The 21909-nt window shown below is 37.0% G+C and carries 17 protein-coding genes; 4 read left to right on the forward strand and 13 right to left on the reverse strand.

The window, feature by feature from the left end:
* Window positions 1-26 precede the first annotated feature (26 nt).
* Window positions 27-626, reverse strand: a complete 600-nt coding sequence (locus G508_RS0102780; RefSeq protein ID WP_026703896.1) for a hypothetical protein — start codon at window positions 624-626, stop codon at window positions 27-29.
* Window positions 627-978: 352 nt separating this feature from the next.
* Here G508_RS0102780 and G508_RS0102785 point away from each other — a divergent pair, with 352 nt between their 5' ends.
* A complete protein-coding gene (locus G508_RS0102785; protein WP_026703897.1) occupies window positions 979-1917 on the forward strand; it encodes an L-threonine 3-dehydrogenase in 939 nt (312 codons plus the stop codon).
* Between the two features lie 61 nt (window positions 1918-1978).
* Here the strand turns inward: G508_RS0102785 and G508_RS0102790 are convergent, their stop codons facing one another.
* From G508_RS0102790 to G508_RS0102835, 10 genes are all read right to left on the reverse strand, one after another.
* Complete coding sequence (locus tag G508_RS0102790) at window positions 1979-2572, reverse strand: globin family protein (RefSeq protein WP_026703898.1); 594 nt, start codon at window positions 2570-2572, stop codon at window positions 1979-1981.
* A gap of 17 nt (window positions 2573-2589) precedes the next feature.
* Entirely contained in the window at window positions 2590-3027 is a 438-nt protein-coding gene (locus tag G508_RS0102795) for a hypothetical protein (RefSeq protein ID WP_026703899.1), read from the reverse strand.
* Window positions 3028-3225: 198 nt separating this feature from the next.
* A complete protein-coding gene (locus G508_RS0102800) occupies window positions 3226-3735 on the reverse strand; it encodes a nuclear transport factor 2 family protein (protein ID WP_026703900.1) in 510 nt (169 codons plus the stop codon).
* Window positions 3736-3840: 105 nt separating this feature from the next.
* Window positions 3841-5256, reverse strand: a complete 1416-nt coding sequence (locus G508_RS18470) for an ammonium transporter (protein WP_084625905.1) — start codon at window positions 5254-5256, stop codon at window positions 3841-3843.
* Window positions 5257-5853: 597 nt separating this feature from the next.
* Complete coding sequence (locus G508_RS0102810) at window positions 5854-7284, reverse strand: glycoside hydrolase family 30 protein (protein WP_026703901.1); 1431 nt, start codon at window positions 7282-7284, stop codon at window positions 5854-5856.
* A 97-nt stretch (window positions 7285-7381) separates the two neighbouring features.
* A complete protein-coding gene (locus G508_RS0102815) occupies window positions 7382-8143 on the reverse strand; it encodes a hypothetical protein (protein ID WP_026703902.1) in 762 nt (253 codons plus the stop codon).
* Window positions 8140-8637, reverse strand: coding sequence for a glycine-rich domain-containing protein (locus G508_RS0102820; protein ID WP_026703903.1), 498 nt, complete (start codon window positions 8635-8637; stop codon window positions 8140-8142). Before G508_RS0102820 ends, G508_RS0102815 begins: the two co-directional genes overlap by 4 nt.
* A gap of 106 nt (window positions 8638-8743) precedes the next feature.
* A complete protein-coding gene (locus G508_RS0102825) occupies window positions 8744-9751 on the reverse strand; it encodes an LLM class flavin-dependent oxidoreductase (protein WP_035693845.1) in 1008 nt (335 codons plus the stop codon).
* A gap of 123 nt (window positions 9752-9874) precedes the next feature.
* Window positions 9875-11272 (reverse strand): DUF5689 domain-containing protein, encoded by a 1398-nt coding sequence (locus G508_RS0102830; RefSeq protein WP_035693848.1) that lies wholly within the window; start codon window positions 11270-11272, stop codon window positions 9875-9877.
* Window positions 11273-11298: 26 nt separating this feature from the next.
* Window positions 11299-14109, reverse strand: a complete 2811-nt coding sequence (locus tag G508_RS0102835; RefSeq protein WP_026703906.1) for a carboxypeptidase-like regulatory domain-containing protein — start codon at window positions 14107-14109, stop codon at window positions 11299-11301.
* A 135-nt stretch (window positions 14110-14244) separates the two neighbouring features.
* Between G508_RS0102835 and G508_RS0102840 the strand changes: the two genes are divergently transcribed.
* The 3 genes from G508_RS0102840 to amaB all read left to right on the forward strand — a co-directional run bounded on the left by G508_RS0102840 (window position 14245) and on the right by amaB (window position 17941).
* Window positions 14245-15345, forward strand: a complete 1101-nt coding sequence (locus G508_RS0102840; protein WP_026703907.1) for an endonuclease/exonuclease/phosphatase family protein — start codon at window positions 14245-14247, stop codon at window positions 15343-15345.
* 69 nt (window positions 15346-15414) lie between these two features.
* Complete coding sequence (locus G508_RS0102845; RefSeq protein ID WP_026703908.1) at window positions 15415-15954, forward strand: 3-hydroxyanthranilate 3,4-dioxygenase; 540 nt, start codon at window positions 15415-15417, stop codon at window positions 15952-15954.
* A gap of 433 nt (window positions 15955-16387) precedes the next feature.
* Window positions 16388-17941: an L-piperidine-6-carboxylate dehydrogenase gene (amaB, locus tag G508_RS0102855; RefSeq protein WP_026703910.1), complete on the forward strand. Its 1554-nt coding sequence runs from the start codon at window positions 16388-16390 to the stop codon at window positions 17939-17941.
* Window positions 17942-17981: 40 nt separating this feature from the next.
* Here the strand turns inward: amaB and G508_RS0102860 are convergent, their stop codons facing one another.
* Window positions 17982-18269, reverse strand: coding sequence for a hypothetical protein (locus tag G508_RS0102860; protein ID WP_157485861.1), 288 nt, complete (start codon window positions 18267-18269; stop codon window positions 17982-17984).
* Between the two features lie 126 nt (window positions 18270-18395).
* Window positions 18396-21800, reverse strand: coding sequence for a hypothetical protein (locus G508_RS0102865; protein WP_026703912.1), 3405 nt, complete (start codon window positions 21798-21800; stop codon window positions 18396-18398).
* Between the last annotated feature and the right edge of the window lie 109 nt (window positions 21801-21909).

Genomic DNA, 21909 nt, shown 5'->3' on the forward strand with positions numbered 1-21909 from the left:
GTTCTGTAAGGTTGTCGATGCTTTGCTCAATTTTTCGGCACAGTTTTGTTAATTGGAGCCGATGGAATCGCTCGTGTAGTATCGAGCATTCGAATCATGTCCGACTCTCCTTGTTCCATCGGAATTTTATCTTTCCGCACAATTTCTTCAAATTGAAGTTGCAACGAAGCTATAGCAGTATTGATTTCAGGAACCAAAGTCACCACTTTATTAGCCGGAATATTATCCAAATTCATATACAAATCCAACGAATTTATTTGAGTCGTCAAAATCGAAATCCTGCTTTTTACTTGGGGATTGTTAAACTTCGGAGGAATATTTGCATTAAGATAAAACACCTTTTGTGACAGCGTTTTCGATTTTTTCTTGAAAGCACCAATCGAACTTTTAGGTTTCTGTTTCAATTCGGTCAAAAAGCCCTTCCATTCTTCCCAATTGCTAACCCATGTTTGGGTTTCGCTATTCATTGGCCTTTCGCTAAAGTTCCAGTTTTTACTAATCGTTTCAAAAACCTGTTCTCTTTTTTCCAGATTTTTCACTCGTGCCGTTTCACGTTTTGCCTCATCATCCTGACACGAAACCCCGATAACCATCAGCAAAAAAATATAATACAACTTAATTTTCATCAAAAGCGTTTTAGAACCACAAAGTTAAAGATGAATTCCCAATTATAAGTTGTCTATTAAGAATTATTAACGAATGTTGTTTTGTTTTTAGGAGCGAAAGGCTAGGTTTTAAAATAATCCATATTCCTGCCATCCTTCCAAATCTTTTTATTTTTTTAAAGAAAAAAAATAAAAAGGATTTTCCCTCCTGTCAGGGCTAGGATAAAAACTTTAGGCTTCTATTAATCTTTCTTGAAAAGTAGCACTTGTCAAAACGATTCTGTTACATTTATAAAAACCTTTCAAAAAAGTAATTCTGGAAAGAAGATATTTTGCGAAAACGTTATCTTTGCGTCACTAAACAACACCTCAAATGAGTACTAAAATATTAATCATCGGAGCCTGTGGTCAAATTGGAACCGAGCTTACCCAAAAGCTTCGATCCATTTATGGCACCGAAAACGTAATTGCTTCCGATATTAGAAAACTAAATACCGACGTTGTCAATTCAGGACCTTTCGAGGTAGTAAACGCGTTGGATTTCAATCAAATCGAACACCTTGTCGAAAAGCATCAAATCACAGATGTTTACTTGATGGCAGCTTTACTATCGGCTACAGCCGAAAAAAATCCTGCATTTGCATGGGATTTGAATATGAATTCGCTTTTCCACGTCTTGAATTTGGCGAAAGCCGGAAAAATAAAAAAGATCTTTTGGCCTTCGAGTATCGCTGTTTTCGGACCTACGACTCCAAAGGAAAATACCCCTCAATATACCATCATGGAACCTTCAACGGTTTATGGCATCAGCAAACAATCTGGTGAAAGATGGTGTGAGTATTACCATAATATCTTTGGTGTCGATGTGAGAAGTATTCGTTATCCGGGATTAATTAGCTGGTCTTCGCCTCCTGGTGGCGGTACTACAGATTATGCTGTGGATATCTACCACAAAGCCTTGAGCGACAAAAAATATGAATGTTTCCTTTCGTCAGAAACGAAGATGCCCATGATGTATATGGACGATGCCATTAACGCGACCATCCAAATCATGCAGGCTCCTGTTGAAGCGATCAAGATCCGTTCGTCCTATAATTTAGCGGCAATGAGTTTCACGCCAACGGAAATTGCTGCCGAAATCACGAAGCATATTCCAGATTTCACAATTACATACAATCCAGACTTCCGTCAAAAAATAGCCGACAGTTGGCCAGCTAGTATTGACGATAGTAGTGCACGAGAAGATTGGGGCTGGAACCACAAATTTGATTTGGATTCGATGACTCAAGACATGCTGGAGCATTTGTCCTAAACATAAAAAACGCCATTCTAATCATGAATGGCGTTTTTCTTCAAAACTAACTCAGGGGAACTTATTCTTGAACGATAGGATCTCTCAAAGATTCTAAAACGGCTACTACATCACCAATCAAGGCTTGGTCTGTAACACCGTTTAATCCAGCGGCAGCTCCTACATATCCTATAAATTTAGTATAATCTGCATCATTTGCTTTAGTACCCATTCTTGGGTTTTGTGCAGGATCGTGTGCTTCAACCATTCCTAAACCAGAATACGTATTAGTGTCTCCTCCTCCAGTATTGGCTGAGAAAAAATCCGTAAGGTTCTTACTTAAAACAGCTACATTGGTTGCATTTCCATTTGAAACTTCACCAACAATTGGAGCAAAGTGAGCTCCTAAATTGCCATTGCTTCCTGCTACAATATCAGCAACAATTAAGGTAATAGTAGAATCTACAACTGAACGGTAGCTCAAACGACCCTGTTCGATCATTTGTCCAGGATTGTTAGGGTCAGCAACCTTAGTAGTTCCGCCTAGTTTTTCATACAGTGTTAATTCTGCTGGTGGAACAGGAGTTGGGCTATCGGCATCACCGTCACACGAGACAGCGAAAACACCCGCTCCAATGGTCATGGCGCAAAGCGCGAATTTTGAAAACTTTTTCATAATAAAGGTATTTATAGTTAATTAAAAATTCTTTTTATTCCTCTGGAAAACTTATACTTAAAACTGCTTTCATCCATTACAGGACAAACTCCTTTGGATGCAATATCTACTGGGATTACTAGCCTCTCAGCCTTGTAGTTTCCTTTTGCCATCAGTTGCGCAAACACTTGTTCTGAATTCACGGTTTTAATGTCATGATAATACACCACTACATTCTTTTCTGGAAATACTTTTGGGTTTTTTACTCCCGCAATACTCTTCATGTTCCTGTGAATTTCTTTTGCCTTGAGCGAATCTATTGGCTCCTTAAAGTCAATACGGCTAATTTGCATGGTTGCATTGTCATATTGTACTGGTTTTGCCGTAACGATATGTACAACAAGTACCGTAAACAAGATTAGAAAAATAGAAACAATACTTATTGCCGCTATTTTAATGCTTTTGTGAATTTTCATAGCTTTGATTTTATCGGTTTAAATTAAATTTACGAATACAAAAAGGCTTTGGTTTTTAAACAGTTCTTAAAAAAGTATTAAAGCTGCCTATTTATATTTTTTCTAAATAATACATTTAGAATACAATAACCCTAAATCAACAAAAAACTCCAAACAAATGAATGCTTGGAGTTCTAATTTAGGGAAGGTTATGGTGCTTTATTTTTTTGCTTTCAGGGTGTTGATTAAGGCGTCGTCAAATTTAGTTTTTTGCTTGACAACTTCATTCGTATTGTCGTTTGGTATTGTAATGGACAACACATAATGGGCAATTTTCCATTCGCCATTTTCTTTTCTCAGGATACCTGATCCACGGCATATTTTCATTTGGGTATCCAACAACTCATCAAACCAAGCGATTTTGCCGCTTTCATCTATAAAGATATTTCGTTCGATTGTGGTGAAATACCATGCTTTTCCTTTGTCAAAATGTGGTTTGGAATAGCTTTCAAATGCTTTTCTGTCCCAGTTTTCTGTAGGGTCGGTCCCGATAAAAATAGCATCATCGGTCATTAATGAAAAGTAGTTGTCAAATTTTGCTTCGGCGGCAGCCTTATGCCACTTTTCTAGTGTTTCCTCAATTATTTGCTCGTTGTTAGGTGTAGTTTGATAGGTTTTGCAGGAAATAAAAGTGGTAGCTACTAGTATTACGACAATAATTTTTTTCATAGTAAAAGGTTTTGCTACGAAAATAAAGAATTTTTATATGGCATACGCCAAAAGATTTATTTTTAGAATAGGACCTGTGTTGATACAATCAACTTTTGCTAAACCTCACGAGACTTGGGATTCGGTTGCTTTAACGAGCTCCAGCATGGGGTTGTGCAATGCGGCATCTTTATGAGGGTCGAGTGTCTCGTCGTGTTGCGAAATATCAAGACCAATATGTTCCGACTCTTCAGAGACACGAAGCGGAATAAAAAAGTTAGTTACCTTGAACAACAGTAATGATCCCAAAAACGTAAACACTGATACCAGCACCAAGGCCATCATGTGGTGACCAAAAACATTCCATCCGCCATGCACGAGGCTTGCATTTTCGCCTTGAGCAAAAATTGCTGTTAGGATCATCCCCATAATTCCGCCAACACCATGACAAGCAAATACATCTAGGGTATCGTCGATTTTTTTCATGGCTTTTGAATACAGCACCTTGTTTGAAACAATAGCGGTTATAAACCCGAAGAACATACTTTGGGGAATCGTGATAAATCCGGCGGCAGGTGTGATGGCCACGAGCCCAACAACGGCTCCGATACAAGCTCCAAGTGCCGATACTTTTCGGCCATGCAATCGGTCAAAAAACACCCATGTTAGCATGGCGGCTGCAGAAGCGGTAGTGGTAGTAGCAAAGGCCATTGCTGCAGTACCATTTGCCGCAAGGGCAGAACCTGCATTGAATCCAAACCATCCAAACCAAAGCATTCCTGTTCCTAGTAGTACAAAGGGGATGTTTGTGGGGATGTGCTTGCTGTTTTTTCTTTTTCCTAGCACTAAAGCTCCTGCTAATGCTGCAAACCCAGCACTCATGTGTACCACCGTTCCGCCTGCGAAATCCTTCACACCAAAGTAAGTGCCTAAAATTCCGTTGGGATGCCATACAGCATGACAAAGAGGTGCATAAATCAAGAGCGTGAACAAACAAATGAATAGGAGGTAAGATATAAAACGGACTCTTTCAGCAAAGGAACCCGTAATGATAGCTGGCGTGATGACGGCAAACTTCATCTGGAACAAAGCGAATAATATAAAAGGGATTGTAGATGCCATCTTGTTATGAGGCAATACATTCACATGGTCGAAAAAGGCATAGGAAGTAGGATCGCCTATGATACTATAGAATCCATCTCCAATATGAAAACCAACAGGATCTCCAAAAGCCAAACTAAACCCAACTGTAACCCAGAGAAGGCAAACCACACCGAGACATACAAAGCTTTGCAACATGGTCGAGATCACATTTTTTTTACCCACCATTCCGCCATAAAAGAAGGACAGTCCCGGTGTCATCAATAGGACAAGGCATGAGGCGGTTAGCAACCACGCAACATCAGCAGGAACAATTTGTTCGACGGTTCCAAACTGCGAAATTATCTTAGGAGTGGCTACTGCATCAGGCCATAATAAACCCGTTATGGAAACGATACTGATGATGATAAACGAAATTACCCAGCGTTTTTCTATTTTCATAACTATATATTTTTATGTTATACCCTTTTTATTTAGGGGTAAAATTATAAAAAATGTATTTATTATTTAAAACGTATTGATATTTTTAGGGGGTGTTATTTCAATTTTTGTGATTTTATCAGATATGAGTCGGTATTTTTATATTTTATATTTTTTTCTGGTCATTTACGATTTTATTGTATTTAATTCCTATCAAAACGAGACAGTAGGGGATTATGCTATATCTATTTTGCTCCCGAAATACCTTAGTAATAGAGCTATTATGCCTTTTTCAAAATCGTTTTGGTGTAGGTTGGTACATCAGCATAGTCTGAAACAAATGTTTGATGGAAGGTTAGTTTATCAATAGGATTTAAAACAAATGTTTTAAGGCATGTTAGTACATTAATATATTCTAAAACAAATGCTTCAAGATAGGTTAGTGCATTAATATGGTTTAAAATAAATGTTTCAGAACAGTATAATACACCAATATTGTATAATACAAATGTTTCAGGGTATAAAGTAGTATATCGAGTTATAGAAAAAGGGTTTTACAAAATAAAATAACCACCATTTGCTTCTGTTCAAATGGTGGTTACAAGTGTTTAGGAGGTTTTACCATATAAATGTTCCCGTAGCACCAGCTTGTAGTACCGCCGTTACAGTTTTATTTTTGTTTTGAATAGTAAATTGCTGAGTAGTACTGTTTGTATTCAAAACAATAAGCACTTGTTTTCCATCGGGTGTCGTGTAGGCCACATTTGGAAGATTGGCAACTGCTGTACTCTCTATCCGAACTGATCCGGGTCGGACGAATTTCGCAGCATGTCCCATTACATAATAAGCGATATTCCGAGTAACCTTTGAGCCATCAATCGTGATGGCTCCCATACAGGAAGTACAACCACCTTGATCCGTGTGCGGGTCATATAAAGGATCTGCAGCTAGGTTCCATTGCAAAACGTGCTTCGCCCAGTTTTGTGGTGCTCCAATGATGAGGTTTTCGATGTTCCACTTCAAGTCTTCAGGAAAATTACCCGGTCCTCCCGTCCATTGTTCAGTAAAATAGATATTCTTGTTAGGATAAGCATCGTGAACAGTTGACATGGCGGTTATTTTACCTCCATAGAGATGAAAGGCAGAGCCATCTACAAAGGCATTGGCTTCTGGATCATTGAGGATTTCCAAAGGATATTCGGGTTTGTCACAGTTGTGATCATATACTATAATCTTAGTGTTGAGTTGGGCTCTTTTGAAGGCAGGACCAAGGTTGTTCTTGATAAAAACGGCCTGATCTTTTGCCTCCATATACATGCTCGGATTGTTTCCTGGATGCAGCGGTTCGTTTTGGATCGTGATGCCATCAATCGTGATGCCTTCCTTTTTCATTTCCTGAATGTACTTCACAAAATAGTTGGCATACGCTTCATAATATTCAGGCTTCAAGCTTCCGCCTTTGGTGTTATTATTGGTTTTCATCCAAGTAGGGGCCGACCATGGTGAGGCGATGATTTGTATCTTCGGGTTGATGGCTAGGATTTGTTTTAGAAGTGGGATGAGACCCGTCCTGTGGTCATGTGCCAGACTAAACTGCTTGAGTTGAGGATCAATTTCGCCGAAGGGCAAATCATTATACGAAAAAACACGGTCGTCCAAGTCAGATGCTCCAATGCTCAATCGTAAAACACTGATCCCGATGTTCGTGCCCGTTGTGGAAAAAAGCTCTTGTAACAGGGAGTTTCTACTAGCCGTGTCCATCTTCGAAATCAATTGTGCACTACCACCATTTAGGCAATAGCCAAAACCGTCCATGGACTGAAAGGTCTTCGAAGGGTTGAGTTTTATAGTGGGATTGTTGTTCTGGCTTTCGCCAAAGACTAGCGGATTTTGTTTTTCCAGCAAAGCTGATTTGTCTCCGGTTGTCAGCCAAAAATCTACCGACGTTTTTTGTTTTGAAGTTGTCTCGGTTGCCTCGTTTAGCTTCTTGCTGCAACCTGAAAGTGAAATAAGTGCTACGAAAAAGAGTGTCTTGAAAATGGATTTCATGTATTTTAATTTTATTGGAGGCTAAAATTAAAAATATAAATTGCTTTCATTTCCCGAAAACCCTGGTTGTAGTGTTTTTGTAAAGTTTTTTTATGTTTCAATCACCCCCACAACCTCCACATCCACTGCATCCGCTATCACCTCCACATCCAGAACTACCTGAACTCTCCCAACTATTATCAAAAGAATCAGAAAATCCATAATAGTGAGAACAGGCAAAGCCATAATCACCATCTTGCTTGTCTTCTTTTGTCGTGGCTAAAAAGGCTTTGTTGATATAGTCTATCAAATCCATTCTGATGTTATCAATTAAAAAAACATTGCCATTTATGGTTTTTAGGATTTCTGTCGCCCTTTCATCAGTCGATTTTATAAGAGTTGGGAGTTCTTTTTCTAGCTGGTGGATTTCGGTGCGAATTTTTGATTCGATATCCAAACCTTGATTTGTAAGCGAATACAAGCCAAAAATTTGTTGGAATATATTTTGGCTGATGTGTCCTGTGCTTATCAGACGATTAATAATGATTGCCTTGTAATGTGAAAAATTCTTTGCGTTTTGAAATCCTATCTTAACCATACTCTGGAAAAGAATTCGGATATCATTGTCTTTCCTGAAGGGGTCTATAAAAATTGCTTCGTGATCCAATGGTCGATAGCCAAAAAATCGTCTACCATCTTCAACATATCTATATATTTGTGTTGTTCTGCCTACTTCTTTTTCGACTTCAGTGATGACTAATATTTGTTTGAGTAATAAATCCAAAAAGGTCACTTTTAATAATTCCTTCAAGTATCTTCTTCTTTCTTTTCTCAAAAGGAAGAACAATTCTGCTGGAGTAAACTTTGATAGATGTGTCATTTTTTTAAGAAATCAGGTTTAGTAATGATCCAAGTATTATTTATATCGATTCTTTGGAAATTGGTATTTTTAAATCGTATATCCGAAGAAGGCCAGATATCTGGAGGAGGAATATTTTTAAAAGTAGCCTGATAGAGATTTTTTGTTTTTAAATACCAATCCGTAAACTTTGTGTTCTCTTTTTGGCCACCTTTTGTTGGGCCGTGATGTATTTGTCGGTTGAGTATGTTTTGGCAAAAGTCGATCCAATAGGATTCTGTATAAAGAAGATGGAGATGCCAAACTTGATCGACTTGGTCAGAAGGTGTGAGTGGATGAGTGGCACTACAAATCAGCATCATGAATTTTTTATATTCTTCAATGCATCTTAAGGAGTATTCTATCGTCCAACCATTTTCTCTGGAAAGCCTGTCGCTGAAGGATAACGATGAATTGGGGTCATCCAATTCAAAATTCTTAATTTGGAGCCATAAATTTTCTTGTTCTGGACTCATGTTTTCACAATTGTTATTGCTAATTTAAGATATTTTGGAATGCAAAATTTATGGATAGAAAAATAATTAAAAAAATCCGTTTTAAGAATTTTAAACGGATTTGATGTCATGGTTTTAGAAATAAATCGGCAAGCAATTCATAGGATTTCTTCCGATCCTCAAAATCTTCGGCAATGGTAGCGATCATGACTTCATCGGTTTCATATTTTTCGGCAATCTTTTCAATTTCGACTTTAAGCCTCTCAGGTGTTCCCGCAATAAATCTTCCTCTATTATAAGTGATTCTTGCTTTTTGCTGTAGCGAATAGTTGAAGTTCTTGATCTCTTCAAATGAAGGCAAATCGCCCGAAGCACCAGATTCTATATGGAGCATTCTATAGTCGAATTCGGTGATCCAATCCTTCACCTTTTGTTCGTCTTCTGAACAGAATGCAAAAATACCTACGTTTACTTTTGGTTCTTTTAGCTCAGGGGAAGGCTTGAAATTATGCCGATAGAAATCGGCGGTTTCAGGACCACCTTCAGGATTAATGAATTGAGCAAAGGAAAGCGCCATGCCGAAATGTGCAGCAAATTGTGCACTTCCGCCGCTTGAGGTTAATAACCATAAAGCAGGGAGTTCTTCAGGACTTGGATAGGATTTTACTTTTTCATGAACCGTGTCGGGTGTTTCTTCATGGCGAAGGAAGGCTTGAAGATCGATGAGTTGCTGAAAAAATTCTTTTTCACTAAAAGTATTGGAAGGATTTAATAAATGAGACGAAAGCCTGTCGCCACCTGGAGCTCTACCAATTCCGAGGTCGATCCTTGTAGGGAACAAGGTTTCGAGCAACCCGAAATTCTCTGCAACCTTCAGGGAGCTGTGATTGGGTAGCATTATTCCGCCCGAACCTACTTTTATGGTTTTTGTTTTGGATGCCAGATAGGGGATGAGTACTTCTGGAGCGGTTCCAGCTACCATTTTAAAGTTATGATGTTCGGAAACCCAATAGCGGGTATAGCCTAATTTTTCTGCCAATTGAATCAATTCTCCAGATTCTTCAAGAGCTTGTCTTGTAGTTCCATTCCGACGAACTTGCGACTGATCGAGCACGCTTAGTTTGATATTTTTCATAGTTACAGAGTTAAGCACGATGGTTCTTAAAGTTAAGTCAAGATATTTTGTGGGCTGTTAAAGTTTTGGGCATAAAAAAAGACCGTCGGTTAGGACGGTCTTTTTAGAATATATGATTTGATATTAGTTTACTGTAATATCGTCAACTTGAACTGTTGTAGTAACTGTAGTACTTCCCGTATACTCAAAAACAAAGAAACCATTTCCAGTTAAAGATGCAGGAATAGTATAAGTTCCAGCAGTTGTGAAAGTATTTTGCGATTGTCCAGTAGCAGGATATGTAAGTCCTGTAAAACTACTAGTGATATTAATAAAATTATTAATATTTATTGCACCACCAGCTGTGTAATTTTCAGAAGTCACATAATATACTTTTAGAGCTTCACCTGCCATAAATCTAAATTGTTTAGTAAAAGAAAATGTATTTGCAGCAGTAAAATCAACAGGGACAAAGAAATAAGTTTTTCCTTCTACTCCTGGATTACCTGTTCCAGCAAATGCAGTCATTTCTATAAATTTATTTCCTGTTCCTGAAGGGAACTGTTTTAGCTGCCAATATCTAGAATTTGAAATATAGTCATTAATGTATTTTGGAAATGCAGTAAAAAGAGGATTTGTAATTGGGTAGCTCTCGAAATTTTCTGTAAATGATCCTAAATACTGAATATCTGTACCACCTACATAAGTGTTTACATGAAATCTTGGTTCAGTCAACATAATATCAGATTCATAACGTGGTGTAAATTGGTATGTTGTACCAAAGCGTGTCAATATACCTCTAATTTTTCCACTGTTTTCAGGGACAGGTTTAACAGCATATTTAGAAAAACTAGTAGATCTTACGATAATTGTTTTTCCATTCATATCTGTAATTGTATGGTTTGTTCCAGAATTTCCATTAGCAGGAAGGTGATAAGGTTGTCCAACGGCATTTGAAGTAAATTGTACGCTATCAAATTCTACAAGCATATTTAAATATTCGTTACTTCCAATAGCATCTTCGATAGAAATTCTACGAACGAATTGCTCATCATCTTCTGCTAATTCGCAAGTTCTTAAAATAGATGTTTTAACAAGAGGAGCTGGAATTCTGAAGATAGAGTTTCCGTCTAATTCACCAATTAATAATCCACCATCTTTAATTTGTATATAACGGTCTTTTAGCTTGATAAAAACTCTTCTTCCTGCTTGAAAATGAGTAGCATAATTTGCAAGGTCTAATGAAACAGTGAAAGCGGCACTGTCTTTAGTTTGCAAATGCATTGTTTTAAAGAAGTTTCCTCCTTTGTCGCTTGATACCACATAAGCTTCGATTATATCATCAGCTGTATATTGTACCGGTAAAGCCGTAGCTCCTTCAATAATTTGCTTTACTGTTTTCGTAGCAACTAAGGAATCAGCAGCAATACAGTCAAAATCTTCAAGACTTGGAGTGCTATAATCATCATCGTTCACACAGCTAGTAAGAATTCCTGCTGTTAAAACGAAGAAAAGGATTGATTTTAAAAAATTTGTTTTCATATTATTTATTTTATATAAAATTTTTATTAGAAATTGAAGTAAAAATTAAGAAAGTAAGTTCTGCCATATCCATAGAAATATTTAGGTCCAAAGGAACGTGCGGGTCCTTGCATATCTTGTTGCAATTGTTGGAAATTTGCGTTACGAGCTTGTTCAAATCCACCTGTTTTGTACTCTACATCAAAAACATTGTTTATCGAAGCAAAGAAACCAACTGTGTTTCTGTTTTTGTTGCTAATTCTCCAAGATTTTCCCCCTACTAAGTTAACTAAAGTAATTGGATCAAACTTTTCTTGTTTCAACAATTTTCTACCTTCTTCTTCAGTTGCACCATAAAACGGTAGGCCTTGAGGATCTGTAGGGTCTGTATAGAAATTTGAAGTTCTCAATAGTGGCGAAATATCTACGTAGTTATCGGCAAGGTAGTTTGCATTAGCACCAATCCACCAGAATTTTGGATCTCTATATTCTAAACCTACCGAATAGGCTTGTTGAGGTGTACCAGCTTGTTTATAATCCTTCATGCTAGCTTCTCCATAATCAATTACTCGTTGAACATTATCAACGCTTAATTTTACATTTGGATTATTGTCGAAAGTATATTGTCCGTAAGCAGCAGCACCAGTCACTTTAAGAGTAGAGGTTAGTTGGTATTCCAAACCTAATTCTCCACCAATGTTTTTTCTATTGATACCAGTTACAATTTCGGCAACGAAAGCATTTCCAGTAGAATTTAATAACTCTCCAGCTTCGTTCACAACACCAACTCCTTCAGAATAGAAGAATCCGATGTCAGTAGCATCTTGTATTTTAGAATAATAACCTGTTATTCTAGCTTTCAATTTTGGCATTCTGATGATATAACTTGCGTCTAAACTCTGAATGTTTTCGTTTTTAATATCAGCTACTACAGTATTGTTCAAACGTGCGTTTGGAAAAGTGTTTCGCATCGTTGGAGCATTTGTCATATAAATTGCATTGAAATCCAATAAATGACGTCCTGTGATTTTGTAAGTCAATCCCCCTTTGAAACCAAAGTTTTCAAAAGTTAATGATTTGCTTTTTCCAAAAGAGTTGGTTGGATAAATACCATTTTGGTATAAACCTTCTCTTTGGTAAACCGATTTAGAGAAGTTTTGTGCCAAATAGAAATCAACTTTATTGTATGAGAACTTGAATTGCGTAAATGCATCCAAGACATCAGCCGTCATAATATAATTGTATCCATAACGATCTCCTTCGCCAACTTGTCTATTTGGTGTTAGCAAGTTTGGTTGCGATTGATCACCTGCGAAAAATTGATCTACATCATTATAATATTGGCCTCCTAATAAATCCAAAACATTTTGGAAATTCTCAGATTTCAATTTTCTATAAGTTCCTCCAGCATTCAGGATGATATTATCTGATAGTTGAGAAGCTAATATTGAATTTGCAGAAAACAATTTGTCATCTGTTCTATCTTCATAAAGAATGGTAGTAGATTCACCACCATTGTTTACGTTTGCATCATAAATAGCATCCCAATTCACTTGTCTATTTGCCAAAAAAGTTTCTCTAGACGCTGCAGCGTTTGCTAAGTTTTGAGGAGTATTGCCAATATAGTCCCCAAAATCATCATGCATAGTTGAATAGTAACTTGGAAGGTTTCTATAATAGGTAGGATCAGGATTGTTGGCACCATTAAAATCAAAACGACTATTCCCTATTTTTCCAAATTGGTAGGATACGTTTGTGTTTAAGTTTGTTTTTTCGTTGATTTTCCAATAATGGCTTAAAATTAAGATTGGTTCTTCAAGATCTTTGTCTCTTGAATTTCTCTTTTTGCCATCTTGCCATCCCCAATATGAATTATATTTTATTCCAGCTAAATCATTTACTTCTTCGCTATTTGGAGAGTTTTTACCTCTACTGTTTTGAGCATAAATTGTAGTAAGATTCAAACTGTGGCTTTCGCTGATTTTTTTCTCAACACTTGCAAAAAATGAATTTGCACTATAATCAGTTCCCTCAAAGTGACCTTCTACAGCCCAACGTCTTGAAGCAGAAATTACATAAGCCCAACCGTTTTTGTCCATTCCTGAAGCATGAGTAGCCATCGCTCTCCAATTGTAGTTGGTGTTAGTTCCTGAGAATGAAATTCTAGTCCCAGGTCTGTAAATAGAAGCCCTTGTATTGATTTCTTGAGTTCCAAGAATTCCTCCAAAAGTATAATCCGATGGCGCAGATCCGTTTGTGAATTCCTGATTTCTTGTAGCATCATTCAAACCACCCCAGTTACCCCATTGTGGTCTTCCGTCATAAATTTTGTCCATTGGCATACCGTTAATCATGGTTTTGCCATATTCATTATCTAAACCTCTAATTCTGAAACGTGCTTGTCCAAAATTAAATGCCGCTGCCTGATTAAATACATCTCTTGTTGCTTGAAGCAACCCAGAAGTACTCTCTGAACCACTGTTGTCATCACCCAAATCATTTTCAGTAATGGTAATCAAGCTCAATTGCTGTTCTGAGGTAATATCTTCCTCCAAAACAATAACACCTAAATCCAAAGTAGTCCCTTCGCTAACTTCAAGGGCTAAAATTTGTCGAGAATAACCCGTACTGGTGATTTCCAGCATTTGATTTCCTACAACTACATTTTCAAAAACAAAAATACCCTGGGCATTTGTCATCTGGGTAGATGTTGTGTTTTGAATTGTTGTGACTACATTTTCTAGAGGCTTTTGTGTTTTAGAATCTACAACTTTACCAGTGATACTGGTTGTTTTGTCTTGAGACCATCCAAAAACTACTTGCATCACAAACAGAATACTAATTACAAGTTTTTTCATAAATAAATTTAAGATTAATCCGTTTTGTTAAAATAATCATTTCTTAACGGCGGCAAAGTTACATTTTAAATTAATATTATTTACTTTTGCACCCAAGTTTATGTTAAACTTCATGATAAATTAATATATCTAAGTATGAGCGTTAAAAATTCAGTAGCCGTTTTAATTGCCTTTGTCTCAATGATTACAGTCAATGCACAAGAAAAAAAGTATAAAGTGCATACGGTTGCATTCTATAATGTGGAAAATCTTTTTGACACAGTTAAAGGGCCTAATTTTGATGAAGAATACCTCCCAAGTAATGGTTGGACATCATCAAAGTATAAAAAGAAACTAAACAATCTTGGAAAAGTATTACCGATAATTGGAACTAATGATCAACAAAAGGAAGCGCCAACTTTAATTGGTGTTTGTGAAGTTGAGAATAGAAGCGTGTTGGAAGATCTTGTGAAAAATCCTCAATTGGCGTCAAAAGACTACGGGATTGTGCATTTTGATTCACCAGATGCCAGAGGAATTGACGTTGGTTTTTTATATCAAAAAAAATATTTTAAGCCAACAAGCTATAAAAACATTCCGCTTTACATTTATAAAGATCAATTGAAAGAGGTAAAGAACGATAAGTATGATGAATCGGATGACGTGAAGAAACCAGAAGTAGATCCAACAAGCAAAAGAGTTTATACTCGTGATCAATTATTGGTTACCGGAATCCTTGAAGGAGAAGAAATTCATGTAATTGTAAACCACTGGCCCTCTCGTTCAGGTGGAGAAAAAAGAAGCAGTCCTTATAGAGAAGCAGCTGGAAAACTGAACAGAAAGATAATGGACTCTTTGTTCAAAATCAATCCAGATGCTAAAATCATCACTATGGGAGATTTGAATGATGGAGCCTATAATAAGAGTGTAAAAGAAGGTATTGGAGCAAAGTTGAAAAAGACAGAAGTTCAAAAATTTGGAATCTACAATCCTTTTGAACAAATGGCAAAAGACGGTAATGCAAGTTTGTTTTACAGAGATTCAGGTGATATTTTTGATCAAATTATGGTTTCTGAGTCATTAATCAGAAACGATTATTCCTCACTTCGTTATTGGAAAGCTGGAATTTATAACAAACAATTCCTTATTACCCCTTCCGGACAATATAAGGGATATCCATTGCGAAATTCTCCAAGTGAACCAGGATATAGTGATCACTTTCCGGTTTATATTTATCTGATAAAGGAAATAAAATAAGAACAAATAAAAGGTTAGCGAGATGCTAGCCTTTTTTATTTTCCGTAAATTAGCTCTAAAATAATCAGTATGCCACTATCAAAACCTTTCAACCTCAATAAATGGATTGATGAAAACCGTCATCTCCTGAAACCTCCTGTTGGTAACAAAAATATATATGTAGATTCCCAGGATTATATCGTGATGGTTGTTGCCGGACCAAATGCCCGAAAAGATTACCATTACAACGAAACCGAAGAATTATTCTATCAATTAGAAGGAGCGATAAAAGTAATCGTTCAGGAAAATGGTGAACGAAAAGAAATGGAACTCACGGCTGGGGATATGTATCTGCATCCTGCCAAAACCCCACATTCTCCAGTTCGTTCAGAAAACTCTATTGGATTGGTAATCGAAAGGAAACGTGCTGGAAAAGGTTTCACAGATGGATTGCTTTGGTTTTGCGACAACTGTAACCATAAATTGCATGAAGTTTATTTTGAGCTACATGATATTGAAAAGGATTTTCTGCCACATTTCCAGCATTTCTACAACTCCGAACATTTGAGAACCTGCGACAAATGCGGCACCGTGATGGAAGCTGACCCGAGATATTCCATCAAGAAATAATTTTTTTTTTTGAAGCTATTCCAGCTTTCCGTTACATCCCGAAGTTTCGGGACAAAAAAAAGCCGTGTTTTTAAGCCCCAAAAAGTCCCGAAACTTCGGGACCGTTGGTCGCTTTTTTGGAGCAAAAAACACTGGCTTTTTTTATTTCCGGGCTTTCCACTTCAATCTGGGCTAGAGAAGTTTCCAAAAGTTCTAATAGTTCCCTCCTAGCCCTGATGGAGACATTGTTTGAGCTCTTGCAACTGCCGTCAGAGCTGTTGCAAAGCGAGTGGCTCCAGCAGGAATATGGGTTTCCTAAAATGCCCTAAAGCTTCGCTCCTCATAATTCAATTAGCAAAACCATATTATCAAAAATGTATTTTTAATTGGCAGAATTAATCCAAAAATCATAACTTCGCAAAAAATATTACAATTTACCATAAAATAGTTATAAATGGCAACAATAGCAAACCAGTTCGGTATGACCGAAGCCTTGAAGGAATTAGGAATCAAAGAAATAAATGAAGGAACATCAACAGGAAACAATTGGTTTTCTAATGGGGAACTTTTAGAAAGTTTTTCACCAGTTGATGGTCAATTAATTGGAAAAGTAAAAACATCAGCTGCAGCAGATTACGAAAAAGCAATGCAAACTGCAACCGAAGCTTTCAAAACTTTCCGCGTGATGCCAGCTCCACAAAGAGGAGAAATCGTGCGTCAGTTTGGAGAAAAATTACGTCAAAAGAAAGATGCTTTAGGAAAATTGGTTTCGTATGAAATGGGAAAATCTTTGCAAGAAGGTTTGGGAGAAGTTCAGGAAATGATTGACATCTGTGATTTTGCTGTTGGATTGTCACGTCAGTTGCACGGTTTGACGATGCACTCTGAACGTCCTGGACACAGAATGTATGAACAATATCATCCGCTTGGAGTTGTCGGGATTATTTCGGCATTTAACTTTCCGGTAGCCGTTTGGGCTTGGAATACGGCTTTGGCTTGGATTGCTGGTGATGTTTGCATCTGGAAACCATCTGAAAAAACACCACTTTGCGGAATTGCTTGCCAAAATATCATTGCAGAAGTTTTAAAGGAAAACAATCTTCCAGAAGGAATTTCTTGTTTAATCAACGGAGATTATAAAATTGGAGAATTGATGACGGCGGATAAAAGAGTGCCATTAGTTTCAGCTACAGGTTCTACCCGTATGGGAAAAATCGTGGCTCAAGCGGTTGCAGGACGTTTAGGTAAATCGTTATTAGAATTGGGGGGAAACAACGCCATCATCGTTACTCCAGATGCTGATATCAAAATGACGGTTATTGGTGCTGTTTTTGGAGCGGTTGGAACTGCTGGACAAAGATGTACTTCTACTCGTCGTTTGATTATTCACGACAGTATTTATGATAAGGTAAAAGATGCGATTGTTTCGGCTTACAAGCAATTGAGAATCGGAAATCCTTTGGATCAAAATAATCACGTTGGACCGCTAATTGACATGCATGCAGTTGAAATGTACAATAAAGCGTTAGAAAAAGTAGTTGCCGAAGGCGGAAAAATATTGGTTGAAGGTGGTGTTCTTTCTGGCGAGGGTTATGAAAGTGGTTGCTATGTGAAACCTGCAATTGCTGAAGCTGATAATAGTTTTGAAATCGTTCAGCACGAAACGTTTGCACCGGTTTTATATTTGTTGAAATATTCTGGTGGTGTAGAAAATGCTTTGGACGTTCAAAACGGTGTTGCTCAAGGACTTTCATCTGCAATCATGACCAATAATTTGCGTGAGGCAGAATATTTTCTTTCAGTTCAAGGTTCAGATTGTGGAATAGCCAATGTTAACATCGGAACTTCTGGTGCTGAAATTGGTGGTGCTTTTGGTGGAGAAAAAGAAACTGGTGGAGGTAGAGAATCAGGTTCTGATGCTTGGAAAATTTATATGAGAAGACAAACTAATACAATCAATTATACGACGAGTTTGCCATTGGCACAAGGAATTAAGTTTGATTTGTAGAAAATAAAAACCGTTTTTAAATAAAAAAAGACAATTTGAATTAATTTTCAAATTGTCTTTTTTTGTTTATTTGATAGAAGGTGTATGTTCCAAATGAAATACCTAAAGCTAATAAAATCAAAATATTGGAATCTATAGGCACTACAGTATCGCAATAGTCTTGTTCCGGATCAGCCTCACAAGCTATCAAGCAATCGGATTCTTCTGCCGGTGGTAATCCAATACAACACTCACAATCTGTATCTGGAGGAGGAGGAGCACCATCATCATCAGCAAACGCCAAGGCGACGTTCAAAAATAAAACCAATACTAAAATATACTTCTTCATTTCAATTTTCATAGGTCGTAAAAGTAAAAAAAAAAATTGTGAGACAAAACTTTTATGTGTTTATTATTGATTTATTAATACTTATGTGTTTTTTTATGAGTAAAAATTTACTTTTTGGTGTGTTTTTTAAAAGAAAGCTCTGAGTTGTATATTCCCAGTATGAATAGCATTACTGGTTTCACTTTTTCGCCCTTGATAATTTATATTTACGTCTAAATATTGTGTCAGGTTTTTTTGTACCAATAGACGCCACGTGAGGTTTTCGCCAGCTTGCAATCCTTCGAGCATCTGGAAAGCAACGGGCGACAAAACATCTCCTGAAAAATTATTTTGATATAACGAAAACTCTCCGTTCATCGTGAATTGTTTCTGGCTAACATAGGTAAATGAAGTTCCAAATCGCTGCTGCTTCAAAGTTTCTAAAGTACCAATGGTGTTTTCTTTGTTCTGAAATTCATAAAAAAGATCCAAACTGGTGCTTTTTGAAAAAAGATAGGAAATTTTTGGAGCCAATTGATAACCTTTCAACTCATAGTTCTTAGAACCATAATTTTCAGAAAAAAGAGTAGTTTCGATTGTTTTTCCACCAAACCCGAACAGCCAACTTTTTTGAAGCAAATGTGCATATTGCAATTGGTGCGATTTATTATTATTCTCTTGAGAACCAACCGACAGCAAATTCCGAACCCGGTTGATAAGATAAGTATAAGTCACAGAATGTTTTTGCTTTCCACGATTGTAAAATAAACTATTGCGGAAACTCGAATTTAATCCTAACAAATTAGTATCATTTGAGCTAAAAGGATTAAAGTCAAAATCACTGCCTTTGCGTTCAATTTTCCTTTCTGTTAGATAAGAAGTCTGGTTGTAAAAATACGACAGGAATTTCTTAATGCCTTTTTCATTTTGCCATTGTGTTGGATTCAAGGTCAACGATTGTGAGAATTTATTTTGATGGGTTTTCAAAAACACCTGATTTGGCAAATAGACCCTAATATATTTTGCCTGATCGGGAAACGGAGCAATTTCAAATTCTTCTAATTCCTGAATACTATTCTCATTGTAATCGTTCCAAGTATAAACGCCTTGACCGGGTTCTACCTCGAGATACGAAAATTCCTGTTGGGCAATTCGTCCCGAAGTGGTTTCATAAGCCGTTGTAAGTTGAATCAGTTGATTAAAAAATCGTGTATTATAAAGCAATCTCGAATTCAACGAAGGCTCATCTTCACGAGCCTTATCTTCATATTTTAATTTTCGATAATTTACAAATAGAGACAAATCACTTTTGTCATTTTGAATCAGTTTTGATTTCAAATAATAAGAATTTGAGGTGTTCACGCGTTTTAGGAAACCATCTTGCAAACTGTCGTTGACTCGGTTCAAATAGCCCAATTCGACATATACTTTCGTAGAATCGCCTCTTCCTATGAAAGCTCCATATTCTGTAAATTTTTGGCTTAAAGCCGAAAAAGAATTCGTTGCTTTTATTTTTTCCTGATTGTTTTCTAGTCGTAACGTAGCACCAACCCAATTTTTCTTGAAATGATATCGAGTTTGGGTTTGATTACGCAAGAATTTCGATGTCGAGAGTGATCCGTCGCTTTGCAAATAGCTTCCATTGTTTTGAAAGCTCCAGTTTTTTAACTTGAAATTTCCGTTGATCACATGACGATTTCCCGAAAAGCTATCCGAGAAATCGAGTTTCTCAAATTGATACGTCAATTGTCCTTTTTCTGGTAAAGTAAACGAAGCTCCCGAAATCAACAAGCTTTGGTTGCCTGTCGGGTTGGTCAGGTTCCAATCACGGTCAAATTCTATGGTAAACAAACGCTCAATTGTTTTGAACTCTTTCTGAACAAATTGATAATTCGCAAAAGCATCAATCTGCCATTTTTTTGAAAGTAAACGTTGTTTGACGTTGATTTTTCCTGCCAGACCTTGATTGTCACTATCATCAATGGACGAAAATAAGTTTTGGTCGTTATTGCTAAGTCCGATTTCAAAATCAATATTTGTTTTTTCTGATGGATTATATTTTCCCAAAACGGTAGCAATTTGGATTTTTGTTGGCGGAACCAATCGGCTGATGGGTTCATAATCGCCTCTCGGAACCCCATTTTCGGGGGCTATATATTTATAAACTCTTCCTGTTCCGGTAACGGTTTCTAATTCATAGTTTCCCATCTTGGCACCAACAAGCGAAAACCTCACGTTGTACAATTCTTCATCTGGATTGGTTGAAGCTTCAAAAATTTCTACACCATTAAAAAAAGTCTTACGGTATAGGATTTTATTTTCAGAATAGGAGTCGACATAAGCAGAAGGAGCCGTCATTAAATCGGGATTGTCTCCAGCATTTGCCAAAATTTGTGCTTGTTCAGGAGATAAGTTTTGTTGTAAAGGCTGATTCTTTACATCATTTTCAGAATATAAAAAACCGCCAATGCTCCAATTTTTTCTTTCGTGAGTCGCACCAGCATAGGTTACAAAACGGGTATAATTTCGATCCGAGAATTGATATTCGATATTGATTCGCATCTCCGAAGTAATCGGAAAAAGTGATGTAAAGATGATTTCTCCAGCATTGTAATCGATAATGTAATCATTATTCTCACCACGTTTTAGCAAAATTCCGTTTACAAAAACCCTTTCCGAACCTGAAATGATGAGAATAAACAATTCGCCATTTGGACCACGAAGTTTATATGGACCTTGATTGCCTTCCTGACCGACAAAAGTACTTTTGGCATATTGTCCCCGAACCAAAGCAGCCGAGGCAAAAACATTTGTTTTGGCTTCGTCATCGCCAAAAGTGAAATTGGCAGCCAAACCTTGTACTTTCTTATTAAAATTTAAAAACTTAGACTTTCTGTTTTCTAAAAATAAATCTCCAGCTCGAATGTTCCATTTGTCGCTGAAAAGTTCAATGAAAATCTGGTCGAATTCATCGAGTTTTTGAGAATAACCCCCTTCTTGCAGTGGGATGTTTGTATCTTGAATGGAGGCCCTCAAGCTGACCTTATCCGAAATTTTTCCTGTAATCTGCAAATCCAAAGACGAATTCACAACCGCATTTTGATTGTTTCCGATGGTAACGCCACGAGTGATACTGCCCGATGTATTCAATCCATCAAAGGGAACAAATCGTTTTGCAGGATCACGTGAAACCTTATACAAACCGCCAGAAGCATCGTTGCTAACAACACGGCTTTTGTCGTAAATGCTGTATTCTTTGGTAAGATAATTGGGTAGTTTGAAAAAACGAACAATTAGAGTATCAGAAGCTGCATAATTTTCATTGAAAACTAAAGTTCCTTTTTGAAAGTTTATCTTATAAAAGGAAGTATCAACGGTAGTGCCAGCTTGGTCAATCACTTTAAAAAAACTCGGATTGATACTTACACTGTCAATTTTTATGGTGTCACGAGAAGGAAAGATCTTTTTTGTCTTGTAGGGCGAATTGATTTCCTGGGCATTAACGCCAGAAAAGAATCCAATTGCAAGACAAAAAAGAAGTTTTTTAAGCATAGATAGATAACTCTAAAAGCCCAAAAGTAGTATTTAAAATCCTAAAATTAACTTTGCGACTTTAGCCTCTAATGCATAGAATAAAAAACCACGCTGTTAACGTGGTTTA

The organism is Flavobacterium soli DSM 19725 (genome assembly GCF_000422705.1).
GTDB classification, from domain to species: domain Bacteria; phylum Bacteroidota; class Bacteroidia; order Flavobacteriales; family Flavobacteriaceae; genus Flavobacterium; species Flavobacterium soli.

Excerpts from the sequence above, each read along its gene's own strand:
- amaB (WP_026703910.1), top strand. The coding sequence starts at position 16,388 with ATGGCAACAATAGCAAACCAGTTCGGTATGACCGAAGCCTTGAAGGAA.
- G508_RS0102835 (WP_026703906.1), bottom strand. The coding sequence starts at position 14,109 with ATGAAAAAACTTGTAATTAGTATTCTGTTTGTGATGCAAGTAGTTTTT.
- G508_RS0102780 (WP_026703896.1), bottom strand. The coding sequence starts at position 626 with ATGAAAATTAAGTTGTATTATATTTTTTTGCTGATGGTTATCGGGGTT.
- G508_RS0102865 (WP_026703912.1), bottom strand. The coding sequence starts at position 21,800 with ATGCTTAAAAAACTTCTTTTTTGTCTTGCAATTGGATTCTTTTCTGGC.
- G508_RS0102840 (WP_026703907.1), top strand. The coding sequence starts at position 14,245 with ATGAGCGTTAAAAATTCAGTAGCCGTTTTAATTGCCTTTGTCTCAATG.
- G508_RS0102795 (WP_026703899.1), bottom strand. The coding sequence starts at position 3,027 with ATGAAAATTCACAAAAGCATTAAAATAGCGGCAATAAGTATTGTTTCT.
- G508_RS0102860 (WP_157485861.1), bottom strand. The coding sequence starts at position 18,269 with ATGAAGAAGTATATTTTAGTATTGGTTTTATTTTTGAACGTCGCCTTG.
- G508_RS0102845 (WP_026703908.1), top strand. The coding sequence starts at position 15,415 with ATGCCACTATCAAAACCTTTCAACCTCAATAAATGGATTGATGAAAAC.
- G508_RS0102825 (WP_035693845.1), bottom strand. The coding sequence starts at position 9,751 with ATGAAAAATATCAAACTAAGCGTGCTCGATCAGTCGCAAGTTCGTCGG.
- G508_RS0102815 (WP_026703902.1), bottom strand. The coding sequence starts at position 8,143 with ATGACACATCTATCAAAGTTTACTCCAGCAGAATTGTTCTTCCTTTTG.
- G508_RS0102785 (WP_026703897.1), top strand. The coding sequence starts at position 979 with ATGAGTACTAAAATATTAATCATCGGAGCCTGTGGTCAAATTGGAACC.
- G508_RS0102810 (WP_026703901.1), bottom strand. The coding sequence starts at position 7,284 with ATGAAATCCATTTTCAAGACACTCTTTTTCGTAGCACTTATTTCACTT.
- G508_RS0102830 (WP_035693848.1), bottom strand. The coding sequence starts at position 11,272 with ATGAAAACAAATTTTTTAAAATCAATCCTTTTCTTCGTTTTAACAGCA.
- G508_RS18470 (WP_084625905.1), bottom strand. The coding sequence starts at position 5,256 with ATGAAAATAGAAAAACGCTGGGTAATTTCGTTTATCATCATCAGTATC.
- G508_RS0102800 (WP_026703900.1), bottom strand. The coding sequence starts at position 3,735 with ATGAAAAAAATTATTGTCGTAATACTAGTAGCTACCACTTTTATTTCC.
- G508_RS0102820 (WP_026703903.1), bottom strand. The coding sequence starts at position 8,637 with ATGAGTCCAGAACAAGAAAATTTATGGCTCCAAATTAAGAATTTTGAA.
- G508_RS0102790 (WP_026703898.1), bottom strand. The coding sequence starts at position 2,572 with ATGAAAAAGTTTTCAAAATTCGCGCTTTGCGCCATGACCATTGGAGCG.